This is a genomic window from Janthinobacterium lyxosi (assembly GCF_051380665.1).
Lineage (GTDB): Bacteria > Pseudomonadota > Gammaproteobacteria > Burkholderiales > Burkholderiaceae_D > Janthinobacterium.
Genome location: NZ_JBNYXM010000003.1, coordinates 39805 through 62400, shown reverse-complemented (window position 1 = coordinate 62400; position 22596 = coordinate 39805). Strand labels below are relative to the sequence as shown.

At 63.4% G+C, this 22596-nt stretch carries 23 protein-coding genes; 20 read left to right on the top strand and 3 right to left on the bottom strand.

Annotated elements, in window-relative coordinates; translation table 11 throughout:
* Positions 1–156 precede the first annotated feature (156 nt).
* The gene (locus tag ACQ4WP_RS03655) at positions 157–1386 is read left to right on the top strand and encodes a pyridoxal phosphate-dependent aminotransferase (protein WP_436518728.1); all 1230 of its coding nucleotides are present in this window, start codon (positions 157–159) and stop codon (positions 1384–1386) included.
* Positions 1387–1475: 89 nt separating this feature from the next.
* Complete coding sequence (locus ACQ4WP_RS03650) at positions 1476–2798, top strand: homoserine dehydrogenase (RefSeq protein WP_436518727.1); 1323 nt, start codon at positions 1476–1478, stop codon at positions 2796–2798.
* Positions 2799–2861: 63 nt separating this feature from the next.
* Here ACQ4WP_RS03650 and ACQ4WP_RS03645 read toward each other — a convergent pair whose 3' ends face one another.
* Genes ACQ4WP_RS03645 through ACQ4WP_RS03635 form a run of 3 tightly spaced genes read right to left on the bottom strand, consistent with a single transcriptional unit; the run spans position 2862 to position 5496 of the window.
* Complete coding sequence (locus ACQ4WP_RS03645) at positions 2862–3227, bottom strand: ribonuclease E inhibitor RraB (RefSeq protein ID WP_436518726.1); 366 nt, start codon at positions 3225–3227, stop codon at positions 2862–2864.
* A gap of 23 nt (positions 3228–3250) precedes the next feature.
* The gene (locus ACQ4WP_RS03640) at positions 3251–4777 is read right to left on the bottom strand and encodes a sensor histidine kinase (RefSeq protein ID WP_436518725.1); all 1527 of its coding nucleotides are present in this window, start codon (positions 4775–4777) and stop codon (positions 3251–3253) included.
* Positions 4774–5496 carry a response regulator gene (locus ACQ4WP_RS03635; RefSeq protein WP_436518724.1) on the bottom strand — a complete coding sequence of 241 codons (723 nt, stop codon included), beginning with the start codon at positions 5494–5496 and terminating at the stop codon, positions 4774–4776. The genes ACQ4WP_RS03640 and ACQ4WP_RS03635 overlap by 4 nt, the downstream gene beginning before the upstream one ends.
* 202 nt (positions 5497–5698) lie before the next feature.
* Between ACQ4WP_RS03635 and ACQ4WP_RS03630 the strand changes: the two genes are divergently transcribed.
* The 18 genes from ACQ4WP_RS03630 (at position 5699) to ACQ4WP_RS03545 (ending at position 22594) form a co-directional block, all read left to right on the top strand.
* Entirely contained in the window at positions 5699–6760 is a 1062-nt protein-coding gene (locus tag ACQ4WP_RS03630) for a porin (RefSeq protein WP_436518723.1), read from the top strand.
* Positions 6761–6763: 3 nt separating this feature from the next.
* Positions 6764–7750, top strand: a complete 987-nt coding sequence (locus tag ACQ4WP_RS03625; protein WP_436518722.1) for a Bug family tripartite tricarboxylate transporter substrate binding protein — start codon at positions 6764–6766, stop codon at positions 7748–7750.
* A gap of 45 nt (positions 7751–7795) precedes the next feature.
* Entirely contained in the window at positions 7796–8893 is a 1098-nt protein-coding gene (locus tag ACQ4WP_RS03620; RefSeq protein ID WP_436518721.1) for an ABC transporter substrate-binding protein, read from the top strand.
* Positions 8894–8971: 78 nt separating this feature from the next.
* The gene (locus ACQ4WP_RS03615) at positions 8972–10762 is read left to right on the top strand and encodes an ABC transporter permease (protein ID WP_101482233.1); all 1791 of its coding nucleotides are present in this window, start codon (positions 8972–8974) and stop codon (positions 10760–10762) included.
* Between the two features lie 20 nt (positions 10763–10782).
* The gene (locus ACQ4WP_RS03610; protein WP_436518720.1) at positions 10783–11856 is read left to right on the top strand and encodes an ABC transporter ATP-binding protein; all 1074 of its coding nucleotides are present in this window, start codon (positions 10783–10785) and stop codon (positions 11854–11856) included.
* 10 nt (positions 11857–11866) lie between these two features.
* Positions 11867–12265 carry an AbrB family transcriptional regulator gene (locus ACQ4WP_RS03605; protein WP_436518719.1) on the top strand — a complete coding sequence of 133 codons (399 nt, stop codon included), beginning with the start codon at positions 11867–11869 and terminating at the stop codon, positions 12263–12265.
* A 454-nt stretch (positions 12266–12719) separates the two neighbouring features.
* On the top strand, positions 12720–13481 hold the full coding sequence (locus ACQ4WP_RS03600; protein ID WP_436518718.1) for a beta-ketoacyl synthase chain length factor: 762 nt from the start codon (positions 12720–12722) through the stop codon (positions 13479–13481).
* The gene (locus ACQ4WP_RS03595; RefSeq protein WP_436518717.1) at positions 13474–14265 is read left to right on the top strand and encodes a lysophospholipid acyltransferase family protein; all 792 of its coding nucleotides are present in this window, start codon (positions 13474–13476) and stop codon (positions 14263–14265) included. Before ACQ4WP_RS03600 ends, ACQ4WP_RS03595 begins: the two co-directional genes overlap by 8 nt.
* On the top strand, positions 14258–14512 hold the full coding sequence (locus ACQ4WP_RS03590; protein WP_071322591.1) for a phosphopantetheine-binding protein: 255 nt from the start codon (positions 14258–14260) through the stop codon (positions 14510–14512). Before ACQ4WP_RS03595 ends, ACQ4WP_RS03590 begins: the two co-directional genes overlap by 8 nt.
* A 20-nt stretch (positions 14513–14532) precedes the next feature.
* Entirely contained in the window at positions 14533–14799 is a 267-nt protein-coding gene (locus tag ACQ4WP_RS03585; protein WP_436518899.1) for an acyl carrier protein, read from the top strand.
* Between the two features lie 3 nt (positions 14800–14802).
* Positions 14803–15348, top strand: a complete 546-nt coding sequence (locus ACQ4WP_RS03580) for a COG4648 family protein (protein WP_436518716.1) — start codon at positions 14803–14805, stop codon at positions 15346–15348.
* A complete protein-coding gene (locus ACQ4WP_RS03575; protein WP_436518715.1) occupies positions 15341–17173 on the top strand; it encodes an ApeI family dehydratase in 1833 nt (610 codons plus the stop codon). Before ACQ4WP_RS03580 ends, ACQ4WP_RS03575 begins: the two co-directional genes overlap by 8 nt.
* On the top strand, positions 17167–18255 hold the full coding sequence (locus ACQ4WP_RS03570) for a class I SAM-dependent methyltransferase (protein WP_436518714.1): 1089 nt from the start codon (positions 17167–17169) through the stop codon (positions 18253–18255). The genes ACQ4WP_RS03575 and ACQ4WP_RS03570 overlap by 7 nt, the downstream gene beginning before the upstream one ends.
* The gene (locus ACQ4WP_RS03565) at positions 18248–19003 is read left to right on the top strand and encodes a glycosyltransferase family 2 protein (protein WP_436518713.1); all 756 of its coding nucleotides are present in this window, start codon (positions 18248–18250) and stop codon (positions 19001–19003) included. Before ACQ4WP_RS03570 ends, ACQ4WP_RS03565 begins: the two co-directional genes overlap by 8 nt.
* On the top strand, positions 19000–19971 hold the full coding sequence (locus ACQ4WP_RS03560; RefSeq protein WP_436518712.1) for a lysophospholipid acyltransferase family protein: 972 nt from the start codon (positions 19000–19002) through the stop codon (positions 19969–19971). Before ACQ4WP_RS03565 ends, ACQ4WP_RS03560 begins: the two co-directional genes overlap by 4 nt.
* Positions 19958–21526, top strand: a complete 1569-nt coding sequence (locus tag ACQ4WP_RS03555) for an HAL/PAL/TAL family ammonia-lyase (RefSeq protein WP_436518711.1) — start codon at positions 19958–19960, stop codon at positions 21524–21526. Before ACQ4WP_RS03560 ends, ACQ4WP_RS03555 begins: the two co-directional genes overlap by 14 nt.
* Entirely contained in the window at positions 21519–21986 is a 468-nt protein-coding gene (locus tag ACQ4WP_RS03550; RefSeq protein WP_436518710.1) for an acyl-CoA thioesterase, read from the top strand. The genes ACQ4WP_RS03555 and ACQ4WP_RS03550 overlap by 8 nt, the downstream gene beginning before the upstream one ends.
* Complete coding sequence (locus ACQ4WP_RS03545) at positions 21983–22594, top strand: LolA family protein (RefSeq protein ID WP_436518709.1); 612 nt, start codon at positions 21983–21985, stop codon at positions 22592–22594. Before ACQ4WP_RS03550 ends, ACQ4WP_RS03545 begins: the two co-directional genes overlap by 4 nt.
* Positions 22595–22596 lie beyond the last annotated feature (2 nt).

Here is a 22596-nt window from a genome sequence, read left to right as displayed (position 1 = left end):
TGGCCATGTTTAATTTGATAAAATGGCCCGTTTTCGGCGAGAATGGTTGTTTTCGCCTTGCAGTCTTTCGCAGTGCAGTTCACGGGTTCATAGTTCTGGCGCGGCTATCATGCTGCAAGCTTGGGTCTCCGCGCCGTATCACGACAGGGATTTATTTTGCGACCGATTCAGAAATCGAATAAATTGGCGGACGTCTGCTATGACATCCGCGGCCCGGTCCTGGAAAAATCCAGGCAAATGGAAGAAGAAGGCCACAAGATCACCAAGCTCAATATCGGCAATCTGGCCGTATTCGGCTTCGATCCGCCCGATGAAATCGTGCGCGACATGATGCTCAATCTGCAGAATGCGGCCGGTTATACGGATTCGAAAGGCATGTTCGCGCCGCGCAAGGCCGTCATGCACTACACGCAGAGCAAGAATATCGCCGGCGTGACCATCGATGATATTTACCTGGGCAACGGCGCCTCGGAGCTGATCGTCATGTCGATGAATGCGCTGCTCAACAGTGGCGACGAAGTGCTGGTGCCAGCGCCCGACTATCCGTTGTGGACGGCCGCCGTCAGCCTATCGGGCGGCAATCCCGTGCATTATGTGTGCGATGAGCAGAACGAGTGGTATCCCGATATCGAGGATATGCGCCGCAAGATCACGCCGCAGACCAAGGCCATCGTCGTCATCAACCCGAACAATCCCACCGGCGCGCTGTACCCGGTGGAAGTGCTGCAGCAGATCGTCGAACTGGCGCGCCAGCATCAATTGATCATTTTCGCCGACGAGATATACGACAAGGTGCTGTACGACGAAGCCGAGCACGTGTCGATCGCCTCGCTGGCCGACGACGTGCTGTTCATTACCATGAACGGCCTGTCGAAGAACTACCGCTCCTGCGGCTACCGTTCCGGCTGGATGGTGGTCTCGGGCGAAAAGCGCCACGCAAAAGATTACATCGAGGGTCTCAATATGCTGGCCTCGATGCGGCTATGCGCCAACGCGCCGGGGCAATTTGCCATCCAGACGGCGCTAGGCGGCTACCAGAGCATACAAGACCTGGTGGGGCCCGGCGGGCGCTTGTTGAAACAGCGCGACCTGGCGCACAAGCTGCTGACCGATATCCCGGGCGTCACCTGTGTCAAGCCGAAGGCCGCGCTGTACATGTTCCCGCGCCTGGACCCGGAGATCTATCCGATTGCCGACGACCAGCAGTTTGCCTATGAATTACTGGCCGAAGCCAAGGTCCTGATCGTGCAGGGCACGGGCTTCAACTGGATTGCACCCGACCATTTCCGCGTCGTCTTTCTGCCCAATTCCGATGACCTGACCGAGGCCATGGGACGCATCGCGCGCTTCCTCGAAGGTTACCGCAAGCGTCACGGCCGGGGCTGAATCAGCCAGCAGCAGCAATCTCGATCAACCATACCGATCAACCTGGCGCCGCCCAAGGGGGCGCCACTTATGAGCAGTCAAGTACAACTATGAAATCCATCAAGATCGGCCTGCTGGGCCTGGGCAATGTCGGTTACGGCACGTTCAGCGTCCTGAAACGCAACCAGGAAGAAATCAAGCGCCGCGCGGGCCGCGGCATTGAAGTCGTCGCTGTCGCTGTGCGCGACGTGGCGCGCGCCGAAGCGCTGGTCGCCGGCGCCTGCAAGGTCGTCAATGACCCCTACCTGATCGTCAACGATCCCGAGATCGACATCGTCGTCGAACTGATCGGTGGCTACGACCTGTCGAAAACCCTGGTGATGCAGGCCATTGCCAACGGCAAGCACGTGGTCACGGCCAACAAGGCCCTGCTGGCCGTGCACGGCAACGAAATCTTTGCCGCCGCCCAGGACAAGGGCGTGATGGTGGCCTTCGAAGCGGCTGTCGCCGGCGGTATCCCCATCATCAAGGCGCTGCGCGAAGGCTTGACGGCCAACCGCATCGAATGGATCGCCGGCATCATCAACGGCACCACCAATTTCATTCTGTCCGAGATGCGCGACAAGGGCCTCGATTTCGCCACCGTGCTGAAACAGGCGCAGGAACTCGGTTACGCCGAAGCCGACCCCACCTTCGACATCGAAGGCGTCGACGCCGCGCACAAGGCCACCATCATGTCGGCCATCGCCTTCGGCATCCCGGTGCAGTTCGACAAGGCCTACGTGGAAGGCATCAGCAACCTCAATGCCGTCGACATCCGCTACGCCGAGCAACTCGGCTACCGCATCAAGCTGTTGGGCATCACCAAGCGCGCCACCGTGAATGGCGTGGAAGGCATCGAGCTGCGCGTGCATCCGACCCTGATCCCGGCCAAGCGCCTGATCGCCAATGTGGAAGGCGCCATGAATGCGGTACTGGTGCACGGCGACGCCGTCGGCGCCAGCCTGTACTCGGGCCGCGGCGCGGGCGCCGAACCGACCGCCTCGTCGGTGATCGCCGACCTGGTCGACATCACGCGCCTGGCCACGGCCGACCCGGAACACCGCGTGCCGCACCTGGCGTTCCAGCCGAATGCGATGACCGACATCGCCATCCTGCCGATGTCAGAAATCACCACCAGCTACTACCTGCGCATGCACGTGGCCGACCAGCCGGGCGTGCTGGCCGACCTGACGCGCATCCTGGCCGAACGCGGCATCTCGATCGACGCCATGCTGCAGAAGGAGCCGGCCGAGGGCGAGACGCATACGGACATCATCATGCTGACGCACCAGACGCAGGAGAAGAATGTCACGGCCGCCATCGAGAAGATGGAAGCGTTGAATAGCGTGGTGGGCACGGTCACCAAGATCCGCCTGGAAAACCTCAGCTGAGCGTTTTCATCGATCCACGCAAAACGGCGCCCGCGGGCGCCGTTTTTTCATCCAATGACTGTCTTACAGCTGCGGCACTTCGGGCGCGCCGACGGGGCCCACGTCCATGCCGTCATAGCTGGCCAGCTGGTTTTCCTGGGCAAACGCCATCAGTTCGCCATTGCGCGCATGCAGGCTGTCGACGCTGTGCACTTCCGCTTTTTCCACGTGCAGCACCCAGACGGGCGGTGCTGCCGGATCGTCCAGTTCGGGCTGGTACAGTTCCACGGGGCGGTAGCCCTGCAGCGCCAGCAAGGTGGCGGCCTGTTCCAGCGGCTCGGACGTGGGGTTGGTGAAGTAATAGCCCCACAGCAGCGGCTGGGACAGGTCCCACGGCGCGTTCTCGGCGATATTGGCGAACAGTTCGGTTACGTCTTCTTTGGTCATCATGGCAGTGGGCCTTCATTAAAATCTCAGGGCGCGATCTTAGCATCGACTGGCCTTGCGGCGAAATACACGCCGACTTTCAGTCCATGTCCATTCGCCGCCGTGGCCAGTTCCAGGCGCGCGCCATGCAGGGCGGCGATGTCGCGCACGATGGCCAGGCCCAGTCCCGCGCCGCCAGGGTTGCTCTCGAGCGCCGCGCCAACCCGGTAGAACGGCGTAAGCACGCGTTCGCGTTCCGCGGGCGGGATGCCGGCGCCGCTGTCCTCCACCTCCAGCACCCCGCCTTGCCCCGACTGTGCAGCACGCACGCGCAAGATCACGCTGCCGCCCTGCGGCGTGTAGCGCAGGGCATTGTCGACCAGATTGGCCAGCAGTTCGTGCAGCAGCAATGCCTGACCATGCACGGGCGCGTCGTCGGGCGCTTCCAGTGATAAATCGATATTCTTGCCGACGGCAGCCATGGCCATTTCCAGCCCTACCTGCTGCGCCACGTCGCGCAGCGGGACGGTATCCATGGTCAGGCTGTCGCCGCCATGCTCGATGCGCGCCAGGGTCAGCAGGCGGTTGGCCAGCAGCACGGTCGAATCGGTAGTGGCGGCGATCGAGCGCACGATGTCGCGCAGGGCGGCCATGTCGGACGGCGTGCCGGCCTGGCGGTCGCATTCGCGCATGGCCAGTTCGGCCTGGGTTTTCAGCACCGTCAATGGCGTGCGCAGCTGGTGCGAGGCGTCGGCGATGAAGCGGCGCTGGCTGGCGATCAGTTGCTGCAGGCGCGACATGGCGCCGTTCATGGCGCTCACCAGCGGGCGCATTTCCTTGTGCACCAACTTGGGATCGACGTCGGACAGGTCGGACAGGGTGCGCGTCTCGACTTCCGTTTTCAAGCGCATCAGGGGGCGCAGCACCAGGCGCACGGCAAACCACACGAGGGCGCCCATCACCAGTATCATCGCCGCCTGCCAGCTCAGGGTATCGAACAGGATCTGGTTCGACAGGCCGCGCCGCGCATCCAGCGTTTCAGCCACCTGGATCAGGGCGATGCCGCGCATCGAGTCGTCATACACGGGTTGCAGCAGGGCGGCGATGCGGATCGGTTTGCCGTGGTAGTCGGCGTGGTAGAAGCGCACCAGGGCTGGATAGTTCTGCGAGCGGGGCACGTTTTTCGGCACGGGCGGCAAGTCGCCATAGCCCGAGACCAGTTCGCCGTTGATGCCGGTCACCTTGTAGTAGATGCGGCCCAGGGTGTCGGTCTCGAAGCTGTCGAGCGCCACGTAAGGCACTTCGGCCACCACCTTGCCGCCGACGATGGAGACTCTTTCGGCCAGCGCCCGCGTGGACGCCAGCAAGGAGCGGTCGTAGGCCATATCGGCTGCATCAAGCGCATTGCGGTAGACAAAGACGGCATCGAGCAGCACCAGCATCACCAGCGGGATGAGTAGCCAGCGCAGCAGCTGGCTGCGCAGGCTGCCCAGCGGCCGGCCCTGCGCCCAGCGCCGGCGCAGGCGCTCGAGCGCGGGCAGGCGCGGGTGCAGCTGTTGCTTGGCGGCGCTCATTTTGGCGCGGCCGGCGCCATTGCGCTGCGCGGCTGCAGCAGGTAGCCGATGCCGCGCAGGGTGGTGATGACGGCGGCGTCGGGCGAGCCGCTTTCCACGCCGCTCTCGAGCTTCTTGCGCACGCGGTGGATATACAGTTCGATGGCGTCCAGGTTGGCGTCGTCGGCCAGCGCGAAGACTTCGTCGAACAGCTTTTCCTTCGACACGGCGCGCCCCGAGCGCGTGATCAGCGCTTCGAGCACGGCGTGTTCGCGCGGCGTCAGGGGCAAAGGGGCGCCGGCATAGCTGAACATGCGCGTGACGGTGTCGAAACTGAGCGCGCCGCAGGTGTGCACGAGGGCTTCGTTGCCCTGGCTGCGGCGCAGCAGGGCTTTCACGCGCGCTTCCAGTTCGGCCAGTTCGAACGGCTTGGCCATGTAATCGTCCGCGCCCAGGTTCAGGCCCTGTACTTTTTCATCCAGGCCGCCGCGCGCCGTGAGTATCATGACGGGCGTCTTGCCGCGCGTGCCGCCGCGCGCGCGCAGGCGGCGCAGCACGTCCAGGCCGTCCATCTTCGGCAGGGTCAGGTCGAGCAGCACCAATGAGTATTCCTGCGTATGCAGCAGGGCGTCGGCATCGGCGCCGTTGTGGGCGGTCTCCACCGTCAGGTGCGCGTCGCGCAGGGCCTTTGCCAGCCAGTGCGACAGCTCCAGATGGTCTTCCACTAATAATATGCGCATGGTCTCCGCCATTCGTTGAAATGATGCAGTGTAAGCCTGCCGGCAGGGGAGGCGATGAATATGTTGATGTCCCTTGTGGCTGGCGGGCGACACCTGTCAGTCTGAAAGCGAATTGAAAGGATCGCGCTCATATAGTGTGATCCTGATTCATGAAATTGATCAGGCATATCACCAATAACTATATCTAAGGGAGACACTTTACATGAAGAAAACTGCATTCTCGCTGGCCGTCATGGCGGTACTCGCCGCTGCCGGCAGCGCCCACGCCCAGTCGAACGTCACCCTGTACGGCCGCCTGGACGCCGGTATCAGCAACACCAGCAACGCCGGTCCGAACAAAAGCTCGATGACGCAAGTCAGTTCGGGTGGCATGAACACCTCGCGCTGGGGCATCCTGGGCAGCGAAGATCTGGGCGGCGGCCTGAAGGCCGTCTTCAATCTGGAAGGCGGCATCCTGGTCGACACGGGCGCGGCCGATGGCGCGCTGTTCAAGCGCCAGGCCAATGTGGGCCTGGAAGGCGCGTTTGGCCGCGTCGTGCTGGGCCGCTCCTTCACCACCGTGTATGACTTCGTGCTGCCGTTCGATCCGATGGCCTATGCGCCGTTCTACTCGTGGGCCACTTCCGCCAGCGCGACGGGTCCGAGCAAGTACGGCATGACAACTGCCTTCGACAACATGGTCAAGTATTCGGGCAAGACGGGCGACTTCAGCTATGGCGCATCGTACGGTTTCGGCGAACAGTCGACGGGCAACTCGGACAGCGCCAAGCTGTCCACGGCCGTCACCTACAAGACCGGCCCTGTCAGCCTGCTGGCCACGTATGAACAGGTGAACGGCAATGCCATCGCCGGCGGCGCGCGCGACAAGACCACCGTGTACCACCTGGGCGCCATGTATGACGACGGCCCGTGGAAAGTGCAGGCGGCGGCGCGCGACTACAAACTCGATCCGGCTGCAGCCGGCAAGGCCGACGTGCGCGGCACCTTGTACTGGGGCGGCGTCAGCTACAAGACCACCCCGGTCATCACCCTGACGGGCGTGATCTACTACCAGGACGTGAAAAACGTGGCCGCCAACCTCGATGCCGATCCGATCATGTACGTGGCGCGCGTGCGCTATGCGCTGTCCAAGCGCACCGACCTGTATGTGGCCGGCGCCTATGCCAAGGCCAAGCACAATCAGCTGGTCAGCCTGTCGCGCGACGATGCCGGTTTCGGCGACACGCAGCGCGGCCTGATCGCCGGCATCCAGCACCGCTTCTAAGCCATGACGATGCTGCGCGCCCTGTTCCTGTCGCTGCTGTGCCTGCTGCCCGCCGTGGCCGGGGCGCAGGCGTCCGCACCGACCGAGTGCGTGGTGCCGTCCAAACCGGGCGGCGCCATGGATTTGACGTGCAAGCTGGCGAAAAAAGGCCTGGCGCAGGAGGGCGTGGCACCCCCGGCTGCGGGATCGGCGATGCGCATCAGCTATCTGCCCGGCGGCATCGGCGCCGTGGCCTGGCACTCGATGGCGTCGCAACGGCGCCGCGCGGAGCCGAACACCCTGGTAGCCTTTTCGGGCGGTTCGCTGCTCAATCTGGCGCAGGGCAAGTTCGGCAATGCGAAGGCGGGCGACGTGCGCTGGGTGGCGGCGCTGGGTGCCGACTACGGCATGATCGCCGTGCGCAGCGATTCGCCCTACAAGACCCTGGCCGACTTGATCGCCGCGCTGCGCCAGCATCCGGACAAGGTGCTGATCGGCGTCTCCGGCACCATCGGCAGCCAGGATTGGCTGAAGATGGCGCTGGTGGCGCGCCATGCGGGCATCGATCCGAAAGTGCTGCGTTTTGTGGCGCTCGAAGGCGGCGGCGAAGTGTTTACGGCGATGCAGGCCGATTATGTGCAGGTGGTTTCGGGCGACACGTCCGAGGCCACCCTGAACGCCAGCGCCAACCATGCGCGCGTACTGGCGGTGCTGTCGGAAAAACGCCTGCCCGGCGTGCTGGCAAACGTGCCGACGGCGCGCGAGCAGGGCGTCGACGTGGTCTGGCCCATCATCCGTGGCGTGTGGATGGGACCCCAGGTGCCCGAGGCGGATTACCAGCGCTGGGTGGCCACGTTCGAGCGCGCCATGGCCACGCCGCAGTTCGCCGAGTGGCGCGCGCAGGCTGGCTTGTACCCATTCGCCCTGACGGGGCCGAAGCTGACCGCATATGTAAAGAAGGCGGTCGATGAGTATGCCAGGCAGGCGAATGAGCTTGGCCTGATGCGCTGAGCCACATCTTATTAAAAAAACCTATTCATAGACGGAGACAACCCCATGCAAACCAAGACCCTGCTTCAAGCCGCCCTTGCCACCGCGTTTGCCAGCCTGGCCGGCGCCGCTTTTGCGCAAGTACCGCCCGGCTATCCGGCCGACTACCAGAAGATCATCGACGCGGCCAAGAAGGAAGGCAAGGTGGTGATCTACAGCGCCACCGACAGCAAGGCGGCCGCTCCGCTGATCAAGGATTTCAGCGCCCTGTATCCCGGCATCTCGGTCGAATACAACGACATGAATTCCACCGAAGTGTATAACCGCTTCATTTCCGAAGTGGCCGCAGGCGGCAATACGGCCGACGTGATGTGGTCGTCCGCGATGGACTTGCAGATGCGCCTGGCCTCGGACGGCTACGCCCTGAAATACAAGTCGGTCGAAGCGGCGAAGATCCCCGGCTGGGCCATGTGGGATGACCAGGCTTACGGCACCACGTTCGAGCCGGCCGCCATCGTCTACAACAAGCGTTTGCTCGATGCTAAGGAAGTGCCGAAGAATCACGATGACTTCGTCAAGCTGATCGCCACGCCGAAATTCAAGGACAAGGTCACCACCTACGACATCGAAAAATCGGGTGTTGGCTTCATGTTCATGGCGCAGGATGCGAAGGAATATCCGCAGTTCCTGGCGCTGGAAAACGCGTTTGGCGCCGCCAAGGTGCGCGTGCAGTCGTCGACGGGCACCATGATGGAGCGCATCTCCTCGGGCGAGAATCTGATCGGCTACAACGTACTGGGTTCTTATGCCCTGGTGCGCGCCAAGACCGATCCGTCGATCGGCGTGGTGCTGCCCAAGGATTACACCCTGATCCTGTCGCGCGTGCAGTTCATCAACAAGAATGCGAAGAACGTCAACGCCAGCAAACTGTGGCTCGATTACATCTTGTCGCACCGCGGCCAGACCATCATTGCCAACGGCGCCAAGCTGTTCGCGATTCGCGCCGACGTCACGGGCGAAACCACGTCGGCCGACCTGATCAAGGTCATTGGTGCGGCCAACGTCAAGCCGATTCCCGTGCACCCGATCATCCTGCAATTTTTGGGGCCAGCCAAGCGCATGGCGTTTCTGAAACAATGGAAAGAGACAGCCGGCAAGAAGTAGGAATAGCCAACGCCGTCTTGGCCGCCCGCGAGTCTGGCTTGCGGGCGCACGCCGCACCCTTCATTCATTGGATTCATCATGCAAACTGCCATCTTGCCGCTGCCTGCACGGTCGCGCTCTCCCTTGTCGCGCCTGAACTGGTCGCGCGGCGTGGTCGTGACGATCACGCTGATCGCCATTTTCCTGCCGCTGTTCCTGATTTTCTACCAGAGCTTTTTGAACGCTCCGTTTTTCATGCCGGTGCGCGAATTCGGCTTTGACTCTTACCGTTTCATCTTCGATGATCCCGATTTCGCCATGGCCTTCAAGAATGGCCTGATGCTGGCCTTCGGCCTGACCGTCATCGCCGTGCCGCTGGGCGGCATGCTGGCCTTTCTGATGGTGCGCACCGATTTGCCCGGCCGCGGCTGGGTGGCGCCCATGCTGCTGGTGCCCATCTTTGTCTCGCCGATGGTGATGGGCTTTGGCTACGTCGTCTCAATGGGGCCCGTGGGCTTTTACTCGATCTGGGCAAAGGAGCTGCTCGGCTTCGTGCCCTGGAATATTTATTCCTTCACCAGCATCGTCATCATCGCCGGCCTTACGCACGTGCCGCACGTCTACCTGTACGCCTCGTCAGCCCTGAAAAGCCTGGGATCGGACGTGGAAGAAGCGGCCCGCGTGGCCGGCGCCTCGCCGATCCAGGTGATGCTCAATGTGTCGCTGCCGATGATCATGCCGGCGCTGGCGTATGCGGGCGTGCTGGTGTTCTTCCTCGGCTTCGAAGTATTCGGCCTGGTGCTGGTGCTCGGTGATCCGGAAGGCCATCTGGTGCTGCCGACCTATCTGTACAAGCTGACGAACAAGCTGGGCACGCCGTCGTACCACCTGATGGCCGCCGTCGCCGTCTGCCTGGTGATGGTGACCATGCCGCTGGTGATGATACAGCGCTGGCTGCTCAAGTCCGCCAACAAGTATGTGTCGATCAAGGGCAAGGGCGCGCGCAGCAAGGCCATGCCGCTGGGTCGCTGGAAGTGGCTGGCTTTTGCCTTGCTGGCGGGTTGGCTGATCTTCACCATCATCCTGCCGTTGACGGGCATCGTGCTGCGCTCCTTCGTGCAGTACTGGGGCGAAGGCGTGCACCTGGCCGACGTGCTGACCCTGCAGCATTTCCGCGACATTTTCGACCAGCCCTCGCTGGTGCGCGGCATCGTCAACACCATCCTGATCGGCGTCGTCGGTGGTGCGCTGGCCGTGGGCTGCTACAGCTTCATCGCGCTGGCCATGCACCGCAAGCAGGACGGCATCACGCGCCTGCTCGACTACAGCGTACTGGTGCCACGCGCCGTGCCGGGTCTCCTGGCTGGCCTGTCGTTCCTGTGGGTGTTCCTGTTCGTGCCGGCCTGGCTCGACGGCATGCTCAAGGGCATGGACAACGGCGTGGCCCTGTGGCTGAGCGGCCATGTGATCCCCGTGCTGCGCGAAGTGCGCTCGACCATTTTCGCCCTGTGGCTGGCGTATTCGGTGGTGTGGATGGCTTACGGCATGCGCCTGATTTCCACCGCGCTGCTGCAGGTGGGCCCGGAACTGGAAGAGGCGGCGCGCGCCGTCGGCGCCAGCCGCGGCCAGGTGACGCGCGACGTCACGCTGCCGCTGATCAAATACGGCTTGCTGGGCGCCTGGCTGATGGTCTTCCTGATCTTCGAGCGCGAATATTCGACGGGCGTGTACCTGCTCTCGCCGGGCACGGAAGTGATCGGCGCCATGCTGGTGTCGCTGTGGGCAGGCGGCTCGACCGACCTGGTGGCGGCGCTGTCCTTCATCAATATCACCCTGGTGGCCATCGGCCTGGGCATCGCGCTGCGCTTCGGCGTCAAGTTACATAACTAAAAATAGACTGAGACCACATCATGAATGAATTGACTGTCAATGAGCTGTACCTCGATTATGGCACCGGCGCTGCCGCCAACCAGATACTGAAGGGTGTCTCGATGCACCTGAAAAAAGGCGAAGTGGTCGCCTTGCTGGGGCCTTCGGGCAGCGGCAAGACCACCTTGCTGCGTGCCGTCGCCGGGCTGGAAAGCCCGAAGGCGGGCACCATCCAGATCGGCGAGCGCAATGTCTACGATGGCGCGAAACACTTCGAGATGCCGGCCGAGCATCGCAACCTGGGCCTGGTGTTCCAGTCGTACGCGCTGTGGCCGCACAAGACCGTGTTCGACAACGTCGCCTACGGCCTCAAATTGCGCAAGATGGGCAGCACGGAAATCGCCGCGCGCATCAAGGAAGTGCTGACGCAGCTGGGCCTGGGACACCTGGGCGAGCGCTATCCGCATCAGCTGTCTGGCGGCCAGCAGCAGCGCGTGGCGATCGCCCGCGCGCTGGTGTACAACCCGCCCGTGATCCTGCTCGACGAACCGCTGTCGAACCTGGATGCCAAGCTGCGCGAGGAAGCGCGCGCCTTCCTGCGCGAACTGATCGTGCGCCTGGGCCTGTCGGCCCTGATGGTGACGCATGACCAGGGCGAGGCGATGGCCATTTCCGACCGCATCTTGCTGCTCAATAACGGCAAGATCGAGCAGCAGGGCACGCCGCAAAGCATGTATGAAACGCCGGACACCCTGTTTACCGCTGAATTCATGGGCAGTAACAACCGCCTGCCCGGCAAGGTGGTGCAGCGCGATGGCAATCAGGTGAGGCTGCTGGTCGATGGTGCCTCCATGCAGGGCGTGGCGCGCGGCGCCAACGTGGGCACGGAAGTCACCACCATGATCCGCGTCGAGGAAGTGAAGATCAGCGCCACGCAGGTCGACAACGCCATCGAGCTGCCGCTCCTGACCTGCATGTACCTGGGCGACCGCTGGGAATGCCTGTTCGAGCGCGGCGGCGTCGAGAACATCAGCCTGCGCGCGTATTCGCGCCACAAGCTCGAAGCGGGCAAGTACTGGCTGCACATGCCGGTCGATAAGCTCTGGGTGTTTTAACGGTGCCGTAGTGGCCACGCTGGCGCGCAGTCTGTGCCGCGCTGGCCGCCGGGCTGCTGACGACGGGCGGCTCCATCTGTCGCGCCTGCCCGAATGGATGATACGCGCGGGCCAGCTGTTCATCGGCATCGCGCTGGCCACGCGCTTCAGCCCCGCCTTCCTGCATGCGGCTCCGCGCTACCTGGCCACCTCGCCCGGCGGTATCGCGGAAATGTCGCTGACGGCGAAGACCCTGCATCTGGGCTTGCCCATCGTCACGGCCTTTCACGTGGCGCATGGTGGTGCTGGTATTGCTGACCGGTCCATTCTTTTCCCTGCTGACAGGACAAAGCCGCCAGAGTTGAATCGGCCGGCTGGAATTGGCATAAAGCAAATGCTCTGTATCGCCCCTGCTGCGCACCCGGTTTAATCCCCGCAGCCGCCATGCGTGGGTAATATGTGGATACCCATTTTTCTGGGGTTTCCATCTTGGCGGCGCATTGGCCAGCCATGCCCGATGGCTGCGTTTGGCGTACCGTTGCGCCATGCTGCGCGTGTTATCTAAAAACAACGCTCCTACGTGTGGCATGCGCAGCTTGTTTTGATCAGGGATAAAAAAACGTCAATCCCGGGAATCCTGGCGGTTTGCCGGAGAATGCCGATTTTCCCAGCGGAAGAGAATAGAGGGGAAATGTTACAAATAGTAACTAAAGTGGGGTTTTTTTAAAATATGGATTTTGTATTTATATTTTAAAAGTTGCCTCACGGCCATTTATTTTAGTTATTTTTACTTCCTTCGTTTATAATTTGAAAAGAACGCCGGCGGGGCTTTTTGCGCAGTTTTGACGTGAGTTCGCCCTTTTTTTGAGCTCAGGAAAATGCATATGCGCACCGATGGTGTCCGTTTTTCAATTGTCAGACATGCCGCCTGGGCGCCAGGCCTCGAAACGCCGGAGCAATGGCACGCGTGGGCGCAAAGCGCCTTCTCCGTCGCGCCAATTACTGCTGCCGGCGAGCCGGGTGTGCGTGCGATGGTGCCGATGCTGCGCCGCCGCGCCGGTCAGCTGGGCAAGATGGCGCTCGAAGTGGCGTACGCCTGCCTCGGCGAACAGCGCGATATTCCGCTCGTCTTTTGTTCTCGCCATGGCGAGGTGGCGCGCGCCGTCGAACTGTTGTCGGCGCTGGCCCAGGGCGAACCCTTGTCACCGACGGCGTTCGGCATGGCCGTGCACAATGCCAGCGCCGGTCTGTTTTCCATCGCTCGCACCGATACGGCGAATCAGCTGGCCGTCGCTGCCGGTGCCGCCAGTATCGAGGCTGCGGTGATCGAGGCGTGCGGCTTGCTGGCCGATGGCGCGGCGCAGGTATTGCTGGTGCTGGCGGAGTGTCCCTTGCCAGTGCCATTCGAGGCCTTTGAAGATTGTCATGAGCAGCCGCATGCGTTTGCCTGGCTGCTGCAGGCCGAGGCTTCCCCGGGTGCCGCTTTCAGCCTGACGTGGCGCGCCCGCAGCAGTGATGATGCGTTGGCGGTAGCCGCCGGCGCCATGCCGGGCAGCCTGGCCGTGTTGCGATTCATGCTCGGTGAGGTCCGCACGTTCGAGCATGCGGCCAACCGCCAGACATGGTGCTGGAGCCGTCATGCATAGGCTGGAGACTGCCCGCGCCGGCATATCGATAGGCTGGCGTACTCTCGCGACCGCGGTCAGTTTTGCCGCCTTCGGGCTGGGTGGTTTGCTGCTGCGCGTGCTGGTGTTCCCCGTGCTGCAGGTGCTGGTGTGGCGGCGCGAGACGCGAATTGCCTGTGCGCGCGCCATCATCCGCTGGAGTTTTCGCTTGTATATCGGTCTGATGCGTTTTCTCGGCGTGCTGCGCTATGACTTGCGCGGTCTCGACAAGCTGGAACGCGGCGGTTTGCTGATCCTGGCCAATCATCCGACCCTGATTGACACGATTTTCCTGATGGCGTATGTCAAACAGGCCGATTGCATCGTCAAGTCCGATTTGTGGAATAACCCGTTCACGGGTGGTCCCGTGCGCGCGGCCGGCTATATCAACAACACGGGCGGCGCCGAACTGGTGGACGCTTGCCTGGCATCGCTGGCACGCGGCAACAACCTGATCATTTTTCCGGAAGGCACGCGTACGCCATGTAGCGGCGAGGTCGTGCTAAAGCGGGGCGCGGCCAATATCGCCGTGCGCGGCCGCCGCGACGTGACGCCCGTGCTGATACGTTGCCTGCCCAGGACTCTGGGCAAGGGCGAGCCGTGGTGGCGCGTGCCGGCGCGCCGCGCGCATTTCGAGATCGCCGTGCAGGACGACCTGGCGATCGACGAGTTTACCGGCGGTGGCGCCAGCGACGTAATGGCGGCGCGTACCTTGACCACTCATTTGCAACATTACTTTAGCGGGAAACAGGAACAACATGCTTGAACAAGAAGTGAAGGAACTGATCATCGAGGCGCTGCAACTGGAAGACATGAGCGCTGCCGATATCGATACGGATGCACCCCTGTTTGTCGAGGGCCTGGGACTCGATTCGATCGATGCGCTGGAACTGGGTGTCGCCCTGCAAAAAAAATACGGCATTTCCCTGTCGGCCGATTCGGCCGATACGCGCCGCCACTTTGCCTCGGTACGGGCGCTGGCAGCCATGGTTGACACTCACAGAAAGAAGTAAGGAGCAGCAAAATGGTAGATATGAGCGCAATGAACCGCGATGAACTGTACGCATGGGTGGTGCAACTGCTGGCCGAAATGTTCGAGCTTGATCCGGCGGCGCTGACGCCGCAGTCGAATCTGTATGCCGAACTCGATATCGACAGCATCGACGCGGTCGACCTGGCGGTCAAGCTGAAGCAACTGACGGGCAAGCGACTGCAGCCGGAAGTGTTCAAGACTATCCGCACAATCGACGATGTGGTCGAGGCGTTGCGCGCGATGTCGGTGTCGGAACAGGCGGCATAACGCGTGCTGCTCAATGCCGTCGCGTTGCTGCTGACCGTACTGTACCCGCTGGCGATCTGGTTCGGTCACGGCCAAGTCGAGCCGCGCTGGCTGGCGCTGCTGCTGTTGCTGGCTGTCGCCTGTCGCCTGCCCGCGCTGAAACTGCAGCGCGCCGCGCGCTGGTCGGTGGCCGCCGCGCTGCTGCTGGCCGGCATCACTTTGTGGAGCAACCTGCTGCTGCCGCTGAAACTGTATCCGGTGCTCGTCAACGCCGTCTTGCTGGCCACCTTTGGCTACAGCCTGTGGGCGCCGCCGTCGGTGGTGGAACGCCTGGCGCGCTTGCACGAGAAGGATTTTCCACCCGCGGCCGTGCACTATACGCACCGCGTGACGCAGGTCTGGTGCGGTTTTTTCATCGTCAATGGCGGCGTCGCGCTGGGCACGGCACTGTGGGCCAGCGAAGCCGTCTGGTCGCTGTACACGGGCGTCATCGCCTATATCCTGATGGCCTTGTTATTTGGTGGCGAATATCTTGCCCGCCTGCGTTTTAAGCGTTTGCACCATGTTTGAATCCTTCTTGCCGGAAGTACCCGTGCCTGCAGCACATCCGCCGATTTCCTCGCTGGCGCACCTTGCGCTGGACATGCATGGCCGTACGCCAGCCACGCCGGCCGGCTGGCGCGATGGCGCCGTGCTCGATCACGCGCATTTTGTCGCGCGCATGGAGGCGTGGGCTGGCTTGCTGGAGCGCCAGGCAGGCCGCCATTTCGCCTTGTACCTCGATGACAGCATCGAGTTTGGCGCCGCCTTGCTGGGCGCCTGGCAGGTGGGCAAGACCATCTGGCTGACGGCCGATACGCTGCCGGCCAGCTGCGCCTCGCTGGCTGCGTCCGTGGACGGTTTTCTGGGACAGTTCCCGGCCGCGCATGCGCCGTTGCCCCTGCCTGCTGACAGCCTGGCCGAGCGTGCATGGACAGTGCTCGCTGACGATTTTCCGGCGCTGGTGGTGTACACCTCCGGCAGCACGGGCGCGGCGCAAGCCATGCCGAAAAAACTTTCGCAGCTGGCCAGCGAAGTGGCCACGCTGGAGCTGCTGTTTGGCGACCATGCCGCTGGCGCGGCCGTCGTCGCCACGGTCTCGCACCAGCATATCTACGGCTTGCTGTTCAAGGTTCTGTGGCCGCTGGCTGCCGGGCGTGCCGTGCATGCGCACAGCGTGGACTATCCGGAGCAGCTGGCAGTCTTGCTGGCACGCGGTCCATGCGTGCTGGCCGCCAGCCCCGCGCACCTGAAGCGCCTGCCGGAATACCTGGACTGGTCCGGCGCGCGCTCCCAACTGCGCGCCGTGTTTTCTTCGGGTGGGCCGCTGGCCCTGGACAACGCACTGGCGGCGGGGAACTTGCTAGGCTGCGTGCCGCGCGAAATCTATGGCAGCTCGGAGACGGGCGGCGTGGCGTGGCGCCAGCGTTCGCCAGAGCGTCCTGACGACGAGAGCTGGCAGGGCTTTCCTGGCGTGGACTGGCGCCTGCTGGACGACGGCGCGCTGGAAGTGCGTTCGGAGCACCTGGCCGACGATAGCTGGTTAGGCCTGGCCGACCGCGCGCGGCAAACGGCGCCAGGACGCTTCCAGCTGTTGGGACGCAGCGACCGCATCGTGAAGATCGAAGAAAAACGCATTTCCCTCAATGCCATCGAAGCGGCATTGCTGGCCACGCCGCTGGTGCTGGACGCGCGCGTGCTGCTGTGCGACGCGCCGGCTGGCGAGCGTCAGAAGGTGGCCGCCTTTATCGTTTGCAGCGCCGCCGGCCGCGCGCTGCTCGACGCCGAAGGCAAGCTGGCCCTGAACCGCCAGCTGCAAACGGCGCTGGGCGGCCAGGTCGACACCGTTGCCTTGCCGCGCCGCTGGCGCTACCTGGAGCAACTGCCCATCAATGCGCAGGGCAAGACGACGCAGGCGCTGCTGTTGGCATTGCTGGAGAAACCCCGTCTGCCGCATGCGCAGCTGATCGAACGTTCGGCCGAAGGCGAAACGCCACGGCTGCTGTTCGAGCTGCGCGTACCCGCGAATCTGTTTTATTTCGAAGGCCATTTCACGGGCGCGCCCTTGCTGCCTGGCGTGGTGCAAGTGGAGTGGGCGCTGCACTTCGCGCGCCAGCACCTGGAGCTGCCTATGCATTTCCGCGCCATGCATGCCCTGAAATTCCAGCAGCCGGTGCTGCCGGACCGACCGGTGCGGCTGGCGCTGGAATACGACGCGCTCAAGGCCAGCCTGCAATTTCGTTATCTGTCGGACGCTGGCCAGCATGCCAGTGGCCGCATCCTGTTTCACCCGAATGCCGCTGCCGTTCCCGGTGGCGGCACCGATACACCCACTCCAGCAGCGAGCGCATGTTAGATAAAAAATTCTCACCCGAACGCCAGACCGCCTTTGCCGCCCGTTTCGAGGCGCAAAAAATCGCTTTCGGTCCCGTCGTCTTTCAATGCGTGCGCTATGCCTGGAAGCGCGGCATGTTGCAGGCGCTGGCCGATACGGGGCACAGCGGTCTGACGGTTGCCGACATGGCCGCCAGCGGCCGCTGGACGGAGTATGCGCTGAAGGTAGCGCTGGAGTCCTGCCTTTCGGCCGGTGTTGTGTCGCTGCGCGACGGCGCGTATGTACTCGACAAGGTAGGTTTTTGCATGCTGACGGACAGCATCACCCAGGTCAACCTGGACTTCATGCATGACGTTTGCTACCAGGGCCTGTTCGACCTGGATCGCTCGCTTGACGCCGAGCAGCCACTGGGACTGGCCGCGCTGGGCGACTGGCCAACCTTGTATCAGGGTTTGTCGGCGCTGTCGGAACCAGCCAAGGGCAGCTGGTTCGCCTTCGATCACCACTATTCGGACACCTCGTTCCCCGAGATTTTCCCGGATGTCTTCGCCACGGCGCCGCGCCGCATCATGGATATCGGCGCCAATACGGGCAAGTTCGCCAGCGCGGCGCTGGCCTACCATGCGGGCGTGGAACTGCACCTGGTCGACCTGGAACGCCAGTTGGCGGTAGCCGACCGGACCTTGACCGACGCTGGCGTGCGCGAACGGGCCCATTTGCACGCCTGCGACCTGCTCGACGACGCGGCGCCGCTGCCGACCGGCATGGACCTGATCTGGATGAGCCAATTTCTCAGCTGTTTCAGCGAGCCGGCCATCGCCAGCATCCTGCGCCGCGTGGCGCAGGCGCTGGGGCCGAACGGGCAGGTGCTGATCATGGATACCTTCTGGGACCGTCAGCAATACGATATCGCCGCCTACTGCCTGATCAACACTTCGCCGTACTTCACGGCCATGGCCAGCGGTAACAGCAAGATCTACCAGAGCGCCGACTATATCCGCTTGGCGCAAGAGGCCGGCCTGGAATTGCTGACCACGCGCGACGGCATCGGCTATTGCCACTCGCTGCTGCGTTTTGGCCGCGCCGGAGTCCGCGGTGACTGAAGTGCGTTTTCGCCCCTGCATCGTGATCCCCGTGTTCAACCATGAACACGCGATCGGCGCCGTGGTGCAGCGCCTGCTGCCGCATGGTGTGCCGTTGATCCTCGTCGACGACGGCAGCTTTGATGCCGGCGCGCGCACCCTGGATGCGCTGGCCGCCGCGCATCCGTCGCGCGTGACCTTGCTGCGCCACGCGCGCAATCAGGGCAAGGGCGGGGCGGTGCTGACCGGCTGCCGCCACGCGCATGCGCACGGCTACAGCCATGCGCTGCAGATCGACGCGGACGGCCAGCACGAAACGGACGATGTGCCGCGCTTCCTGGCGCAGGCGCAGGCCACGCCGGCGGCGGTGGTGGTCGGCTACCCCGTGTACGACGCTTCGGTACCGAAGGCGCGCTACTACGGTCGCTACGCGACGCATATCTGGGTGTGGATCAATACCCTGTCGCTGCAGATCCGCGATTCCATGTGCGGTTTTCGCGTCTATCCGCTGGCGCCTTTCATGGCGCTGGCAGAGCGGCGCCAGCTGGGGCAGCGCATGAATTTCGACACCGATGTGCTGGTGCGCCTGTACTGGGATGGCCTGGAGATGGCGAATCTGCCCACGAAAGTTGGCTATCCCAGCGATGGTGTTTCGCATTTTGAGCTGTGGCGCGACAACGTGCTGATCTCGCGCATGCACGCGCACCTGTTTCTCGGCATGCTGTGGCGCGCGCCGCGCCTGCTGGCACGTCACTGGCGCGCGCAATGACGGCAGCATTACAGCAGCTGCGCGGACACTGGTCCGGCTTCAATGAAGTCAGCTTCGTGGCCGGCATGCGCCTGCTGTTCTGGATCTGCCGCGTCTTCGGCCGCTGGCCTTTCCGCATCGTGCTGTATCCGGTGCTGGCCTGGTATGTGCTGACGAATGCCCGTGCGCGCCGCGTTTCGCGTGCGTATCTGCGACGCATCGCGGCTTGCGGCGGCCCGGCGAACCTGAGCGTGCTGCGGCACTTCGCTGCGTTTGCGGAAACCATACTCGACAAGATGCTGCTGTGGGGTGGCTTGTACGATACGCGTAGCGTGAGCCTGCACGGCGTCGATGGCGAAGATGGTGTCAACCGCTGCCTGGACGAGGGGCGCGGCGCCTTGCTGATCTGCGCCCACCTGGGCAACCAGGACCTGTGCCGCGTACTCTCGCAGCGCAATGCGCGCTTGAAGCTGACGGTGCTCGTGCACACGCGCCATGCGCAAGCGTTCAACCGCATGCTGGAGCGTCTCAATCCTGACAGCCAGCTCAATCTGATGCAGGTGACGGAAATCACCCCTGCCACGGCCATGCTGCTGGCGGAAAAGGTGGCGCAGGGCGAGTTCGTGGTGATCGCCGGCGACCGTGTTGCCGTCTCGCCGCAGCCGCGCGTGGCCGTGGCGCCGTTCCTGGGCCAGGCGGCCGCGTTTCCGATTGGTCCGTATGTGCTGGCCAGCGTGCTGCAATGCCCGGTGTATTTGCTGTTTTCCATGCGCGTAGGCCAGCGCTCCGAGGTGCACTTCGAACTGTTCCGCGAGTCGCTGCACCTGCCGCGCAAGGCGCGCGAGGCGATGCTGGCCGAACTGGCGGCTGCCTATGCGGCGCGCCTGCAGCACCATTGCCTGCGCGCGCCGCTGGAATGGTTCAATTTTTACGATTTTTGGCAACTCCCCGATACTTCAAGACTGGATACTCCCGATGCACCTCGCTGACCTGCAACATACCCGGCGCGCCGTCCGCTTCGACCGCGAACGCCTGCGTATCGAAGACATTGCCGATATCGCGCATGGCCGGGCCAGCGCCGAACTGTCCAGCGACCCCGTCTTTCTGGCGGCGATCGCGCGCGGCGCCGATTTCCTCGACCGCCTGCTGCGCGAGGACGGCACCATCTATGGCGTGACCACGGGCTATGGCGATTCGTGCACCGTGACCGTGCCACCGGAACTGGTGGCCGAGCTGCCGCACCACCTGTACACCTATCACGGCTGCGGCCTGGGCGAATTCTTCACGCCGGCGCAGACGCGCGCCATCATGGCTACGCGCCTGGCGTCGCTCTCCAAGGGATTTTCCGGCGTCAGCGTGGAATTGCTGGCGCAGATCGCACGCCTGCTCGATGCGGGCCTGTTGCCGCTGATCCCGTCGGAAGGCTCGGTCGGCGCCAGCGGCGACCTGACGCCCCTGTCCTACCTGGCGGCGGTGTTGTGCGGCGAACGCGAAGTGTGGCGTGACGGGGCACAGGTGCCGGCTGAACAGGCGCTGCGCGAAGCGGGTATCACGCCGCTGCGTTTGCGTCCGAAGGAAGGCCTGGCGATCATGAACGGCACGGCCGTCATGACGGCGCTGGCTTGCCTGGCATATGAGCGCGCCGAGTATCTGACGCGCCTGACGACGCGCATCACGGCCATGGCCTCGTTTGCGCTCGATGGCAACGCGCACCACTTCGATGCAACCCTGTTTTCCGTCAAGCCGCATCCGGGCATGCAGCAGGTGGCGGCCTGGCTGCGTGCCGATCTGCCCACCGATTCCTGGGAACGCAACGGCAAGCGGCTGCAGGACCGCTATTCTATCCGCTGCGCGCCGCACGTGATCGGCGTGCTGGCCGACGCTTTGCCGTGGCTGCGTTCTTCGATCGAGAATGAGCTCAATAGCGCCAATGACAATCCCATCATCGACGCCGAAGGCGAGCGCGTGCTGCATGGCGGCCATTTCTACGGCGGTCATATCGCCTTCGCCATGGACAGCATGAAGAACACGGTGGCCAACCTGGCCGACTTGCTGGATCGCCAGATGGCCTTGCTGGTCGACAGCCGCTACAACCAGGGCTTGCCGGCCAACCTGTCGGGCGCCACCGGCCCGCGTGCGGCCATCAACCACGGCCTGAAAGCATTGCAGATCAGCGCTTCCGCCTGGACCGCCGAAGCGCTGAAACTGACCATGCCCGCTTCCGTGTTTTCGCGCTCGACCGAATGCCACAACCAGGACAAGGTCAGCATGGGCACCATCGCCGCGCGCGACTGCCTGCGCGTGCTGGAACTGTGCGAGCAGGTCGCCGCCGCCCTCCTGATCACGGTGCGCCAGGGTGTCTGGCTGCGCTGCAAGGTCAACCCCGACGTGCTGCCGCAGGCGGCGCTGGCGGCGATGATGGAGGCGCTGGCCGCCGATATCGCACCCGTCGAGGAAGACCGCCGCCTCGACCCGGAACTGCGCGTGCTGCTCGAACGCATGCGCGCCCAGGCGTGGCCACTGTATGGAGCCGAACATGGCTGATCTTCCCAAGGAAACCCACAAGCTGCGCGGCAAGAAGGCCACGCCCAGCCGCTGGCATGCCGAAGTGGAGATGCAGGTGCAGTTCTTCGACCTCGACCCGATGGAGATCGTCTGGCACGGCCGCTACGTGAAGTACCTCGAAGTGGTGCGCTGTGCGCTGCTCGACAGCATCGGCTACAACTACGTCGACATGAAGGCCTCCGGCTTTGCCTGGCCCGTGATCGACATGCACTTGCGCTACGTGGCGCCAGCCACGTTCGGCCAGCGCCTGACCTTGCGCGCCGACCTGGTGGAGTGGGAAGACCGGCTGAAGATCGAGTACCTGGTCAGCGACAGCGCAACAGGCAAGCGCCTGAACCGCGCCAGCACGACGCAGGTGGCCGTCGATATCGCCAGCGGCGAGATGTGCTTTGCCTCGCCGCCGATACTGTTTGAAAAATTGGGATTAAAGGCCGTATGAAAAAACAATTCAAAGTTTTGCTGGCGAGTTTGTGCCTGCTGGCGACGGTGCCGCTCCATGCGGCCGCGCCTGTGGCGAAGATCGAGGCCATGCTGGCCAAGCCGCAGCAGCTGTGCGGCCGCTTTGACCAGAGCAAGCAACTGGCTGGCATGAAAAAGGCGCTGGCGTCGAATGGCCGCTTTTGCGTGGTGGCCGGCAAGGGCGTCTTGTGGCGCACCTTGCAGCCGTTTCCGAATACCCTGCGCCTGACGCGCGACGAGATCGTGCATTTCCAGGGCGAGCGGGTGGCCATGCGCCTGGACGCGAAGACGGAACCGGTGGTCAAGATGATCAACAGCGTGCTGTTTTCGCTGCTAGCCGGTGACTTGGCGCAGCTCGACACCTTGTTTGAAGTGGACGGCAGCATCGATGGCGGCACCTGGCAGGTGGCGCTGAAGGCGCGCCAGCCAGCCCTGGCCAAGGCCATCGGCAGCATCCGCCTCGATGGCGGCGCCTTCGTGAAAAACATCAGCATCAGCGAGGCGAGCGGCGACCGCACCAGCATCGTGTTCTCGGCGATTGAAACGGGACCGTCCGCCATCACGGCGCAAGAGGCGGCCCTGTTTTGACT

Coding starts and splice junctions, on each gene's coding strand:
- ACQ4WP_RS03575 (WP_436518715.1), top strand. CDS start 15,341: ATGTTTGAATCCTTCTTGCCGGAAGTACCCGTGCCTGCAGCACATCCG.
- ACQ4WP_RS03635 (WP_436518724.1), bottom strand. CDS start 5,496: ATGCGCATATTATTAGTGGAAGACCATCTGGAGCTGTCGCACTGGCTG.
- ACQ4WP_RS03645 (WP_436518726.1), bottom strand. CDS start 3,227: ATGATGACCAAAGAAGACGTAACCGAACTGTTCGCCAATATCGCCGAG.
- ACQ4WP_RS03545 (WP_436518709.1), top strand. CDS start 21,983: ATGAAAAAACAATTCAAAGTTTTGCTGGCGAGTTTGTGCCTGCTGGCG.
- ACQ4WP_RS03550 (WP_436518710.1), top strand. CDS start 21,519: ATGGCTGATCTTCCCAAGGAAACCCACAAGCTGCGCGGCAAGAAGGCC.
- ACQ4WP_RS03595 (WP_436518717.1), top strand. CDS start 13,474: ATGCATAGGCTGGAGACTGCCCGCGCCGGCATATCGATAGGCTGGCGT.
- ACQ4WP_RS03600 (WP_436518718.1), top strand. CDS start 12,720: ATGCGCACCGATGGTGTCCGTTTTTCAATTGTCAGACATGCCGCCTGG.
- ACQ4WP_RS03615 (WP_101482233.1), top strand. CDS start 8,972: ATGCAAACTGCCATCTTGCCGCTGCCTGCACGGTCGCGCTCTCCCTTG.
- ACQ4WP_RS03630 (WP_436518723.1), top strand. CDS start 5,699: ATGAAGAAAACTGCATTCTCGCTGGCCGTCATGGCGGTACTCGCCGCT.
- ACQ4WP_RS03585 (WP_436518899.1), top strand. CDS start 14,533: ATGAGCGCAATGAACCGCGATGAACTGTACGCATGGGTGGTGCAACTG.
- ACQ4WP_RS03625 (WP_436518722.1), top strand. CDS start 6,764: ATGACGATGCTGCGCGCCCTGTTCCTGTCGCTGCTGTGCCTGCTGCCC.
- ACQ4WP_RS03590 (WP_071322591.1), top strand. CDS start 14,258: ATGCTTGAACAAGAAGTGAAGGAACTGATCATCGAGGCGCTGCAACTG.
- ACQ4WP_RS03640 (WP_436518725.1), bottom strand. CDS start 4,777: ATGAGCGCCGCCAAGCAACAGCTGCACCCGCGCCTGCCCGCGCTCGAG.
- ACQ4WP_RS03560 (WP_436518712.1), top strand. CDS start 19,000: ATGACGGCAGCATTACAGCAGCTGCGCGGACACTGGTCCGGCTTCAAT.
- ACQ4WP_RS03555 (WP_436518711.1), top strand. CDS start 19,958: ATGCACCTCGCTGACCTGCAACATACCCGGCGCGCCGTCCGCTTCGAC.
- ACQ4WP_RS03620 (WP_436518721.1), top strand. CDS start 7,796: ATGCAAACCAAGACCCTGCTTCAAGCCGCCCTTGCCACCGCGTTTGCC.
- ACQ4WP_RS03610 (WP_436518720.1), top strand. CDS start 10,783: ATGAATGAATTGACTGTCAATGAGCTGTACCTCGATTATGGCACCGGC.
- ACQ4WP_RS03650 (WP_436518727.1), top strand. CDS start 1,476: ATGAAATCCATCAAGATCGGCCTGCTGGGCCTGGGCAATGTCGGTTAC.
- ACQ4WP_RS03570 (WP_436518714.1), top strand. CDS start 17,167: ATGTTAGATAAAAAATTCTCACCCGAACGCCAGACCGCCTTTGCCGCC.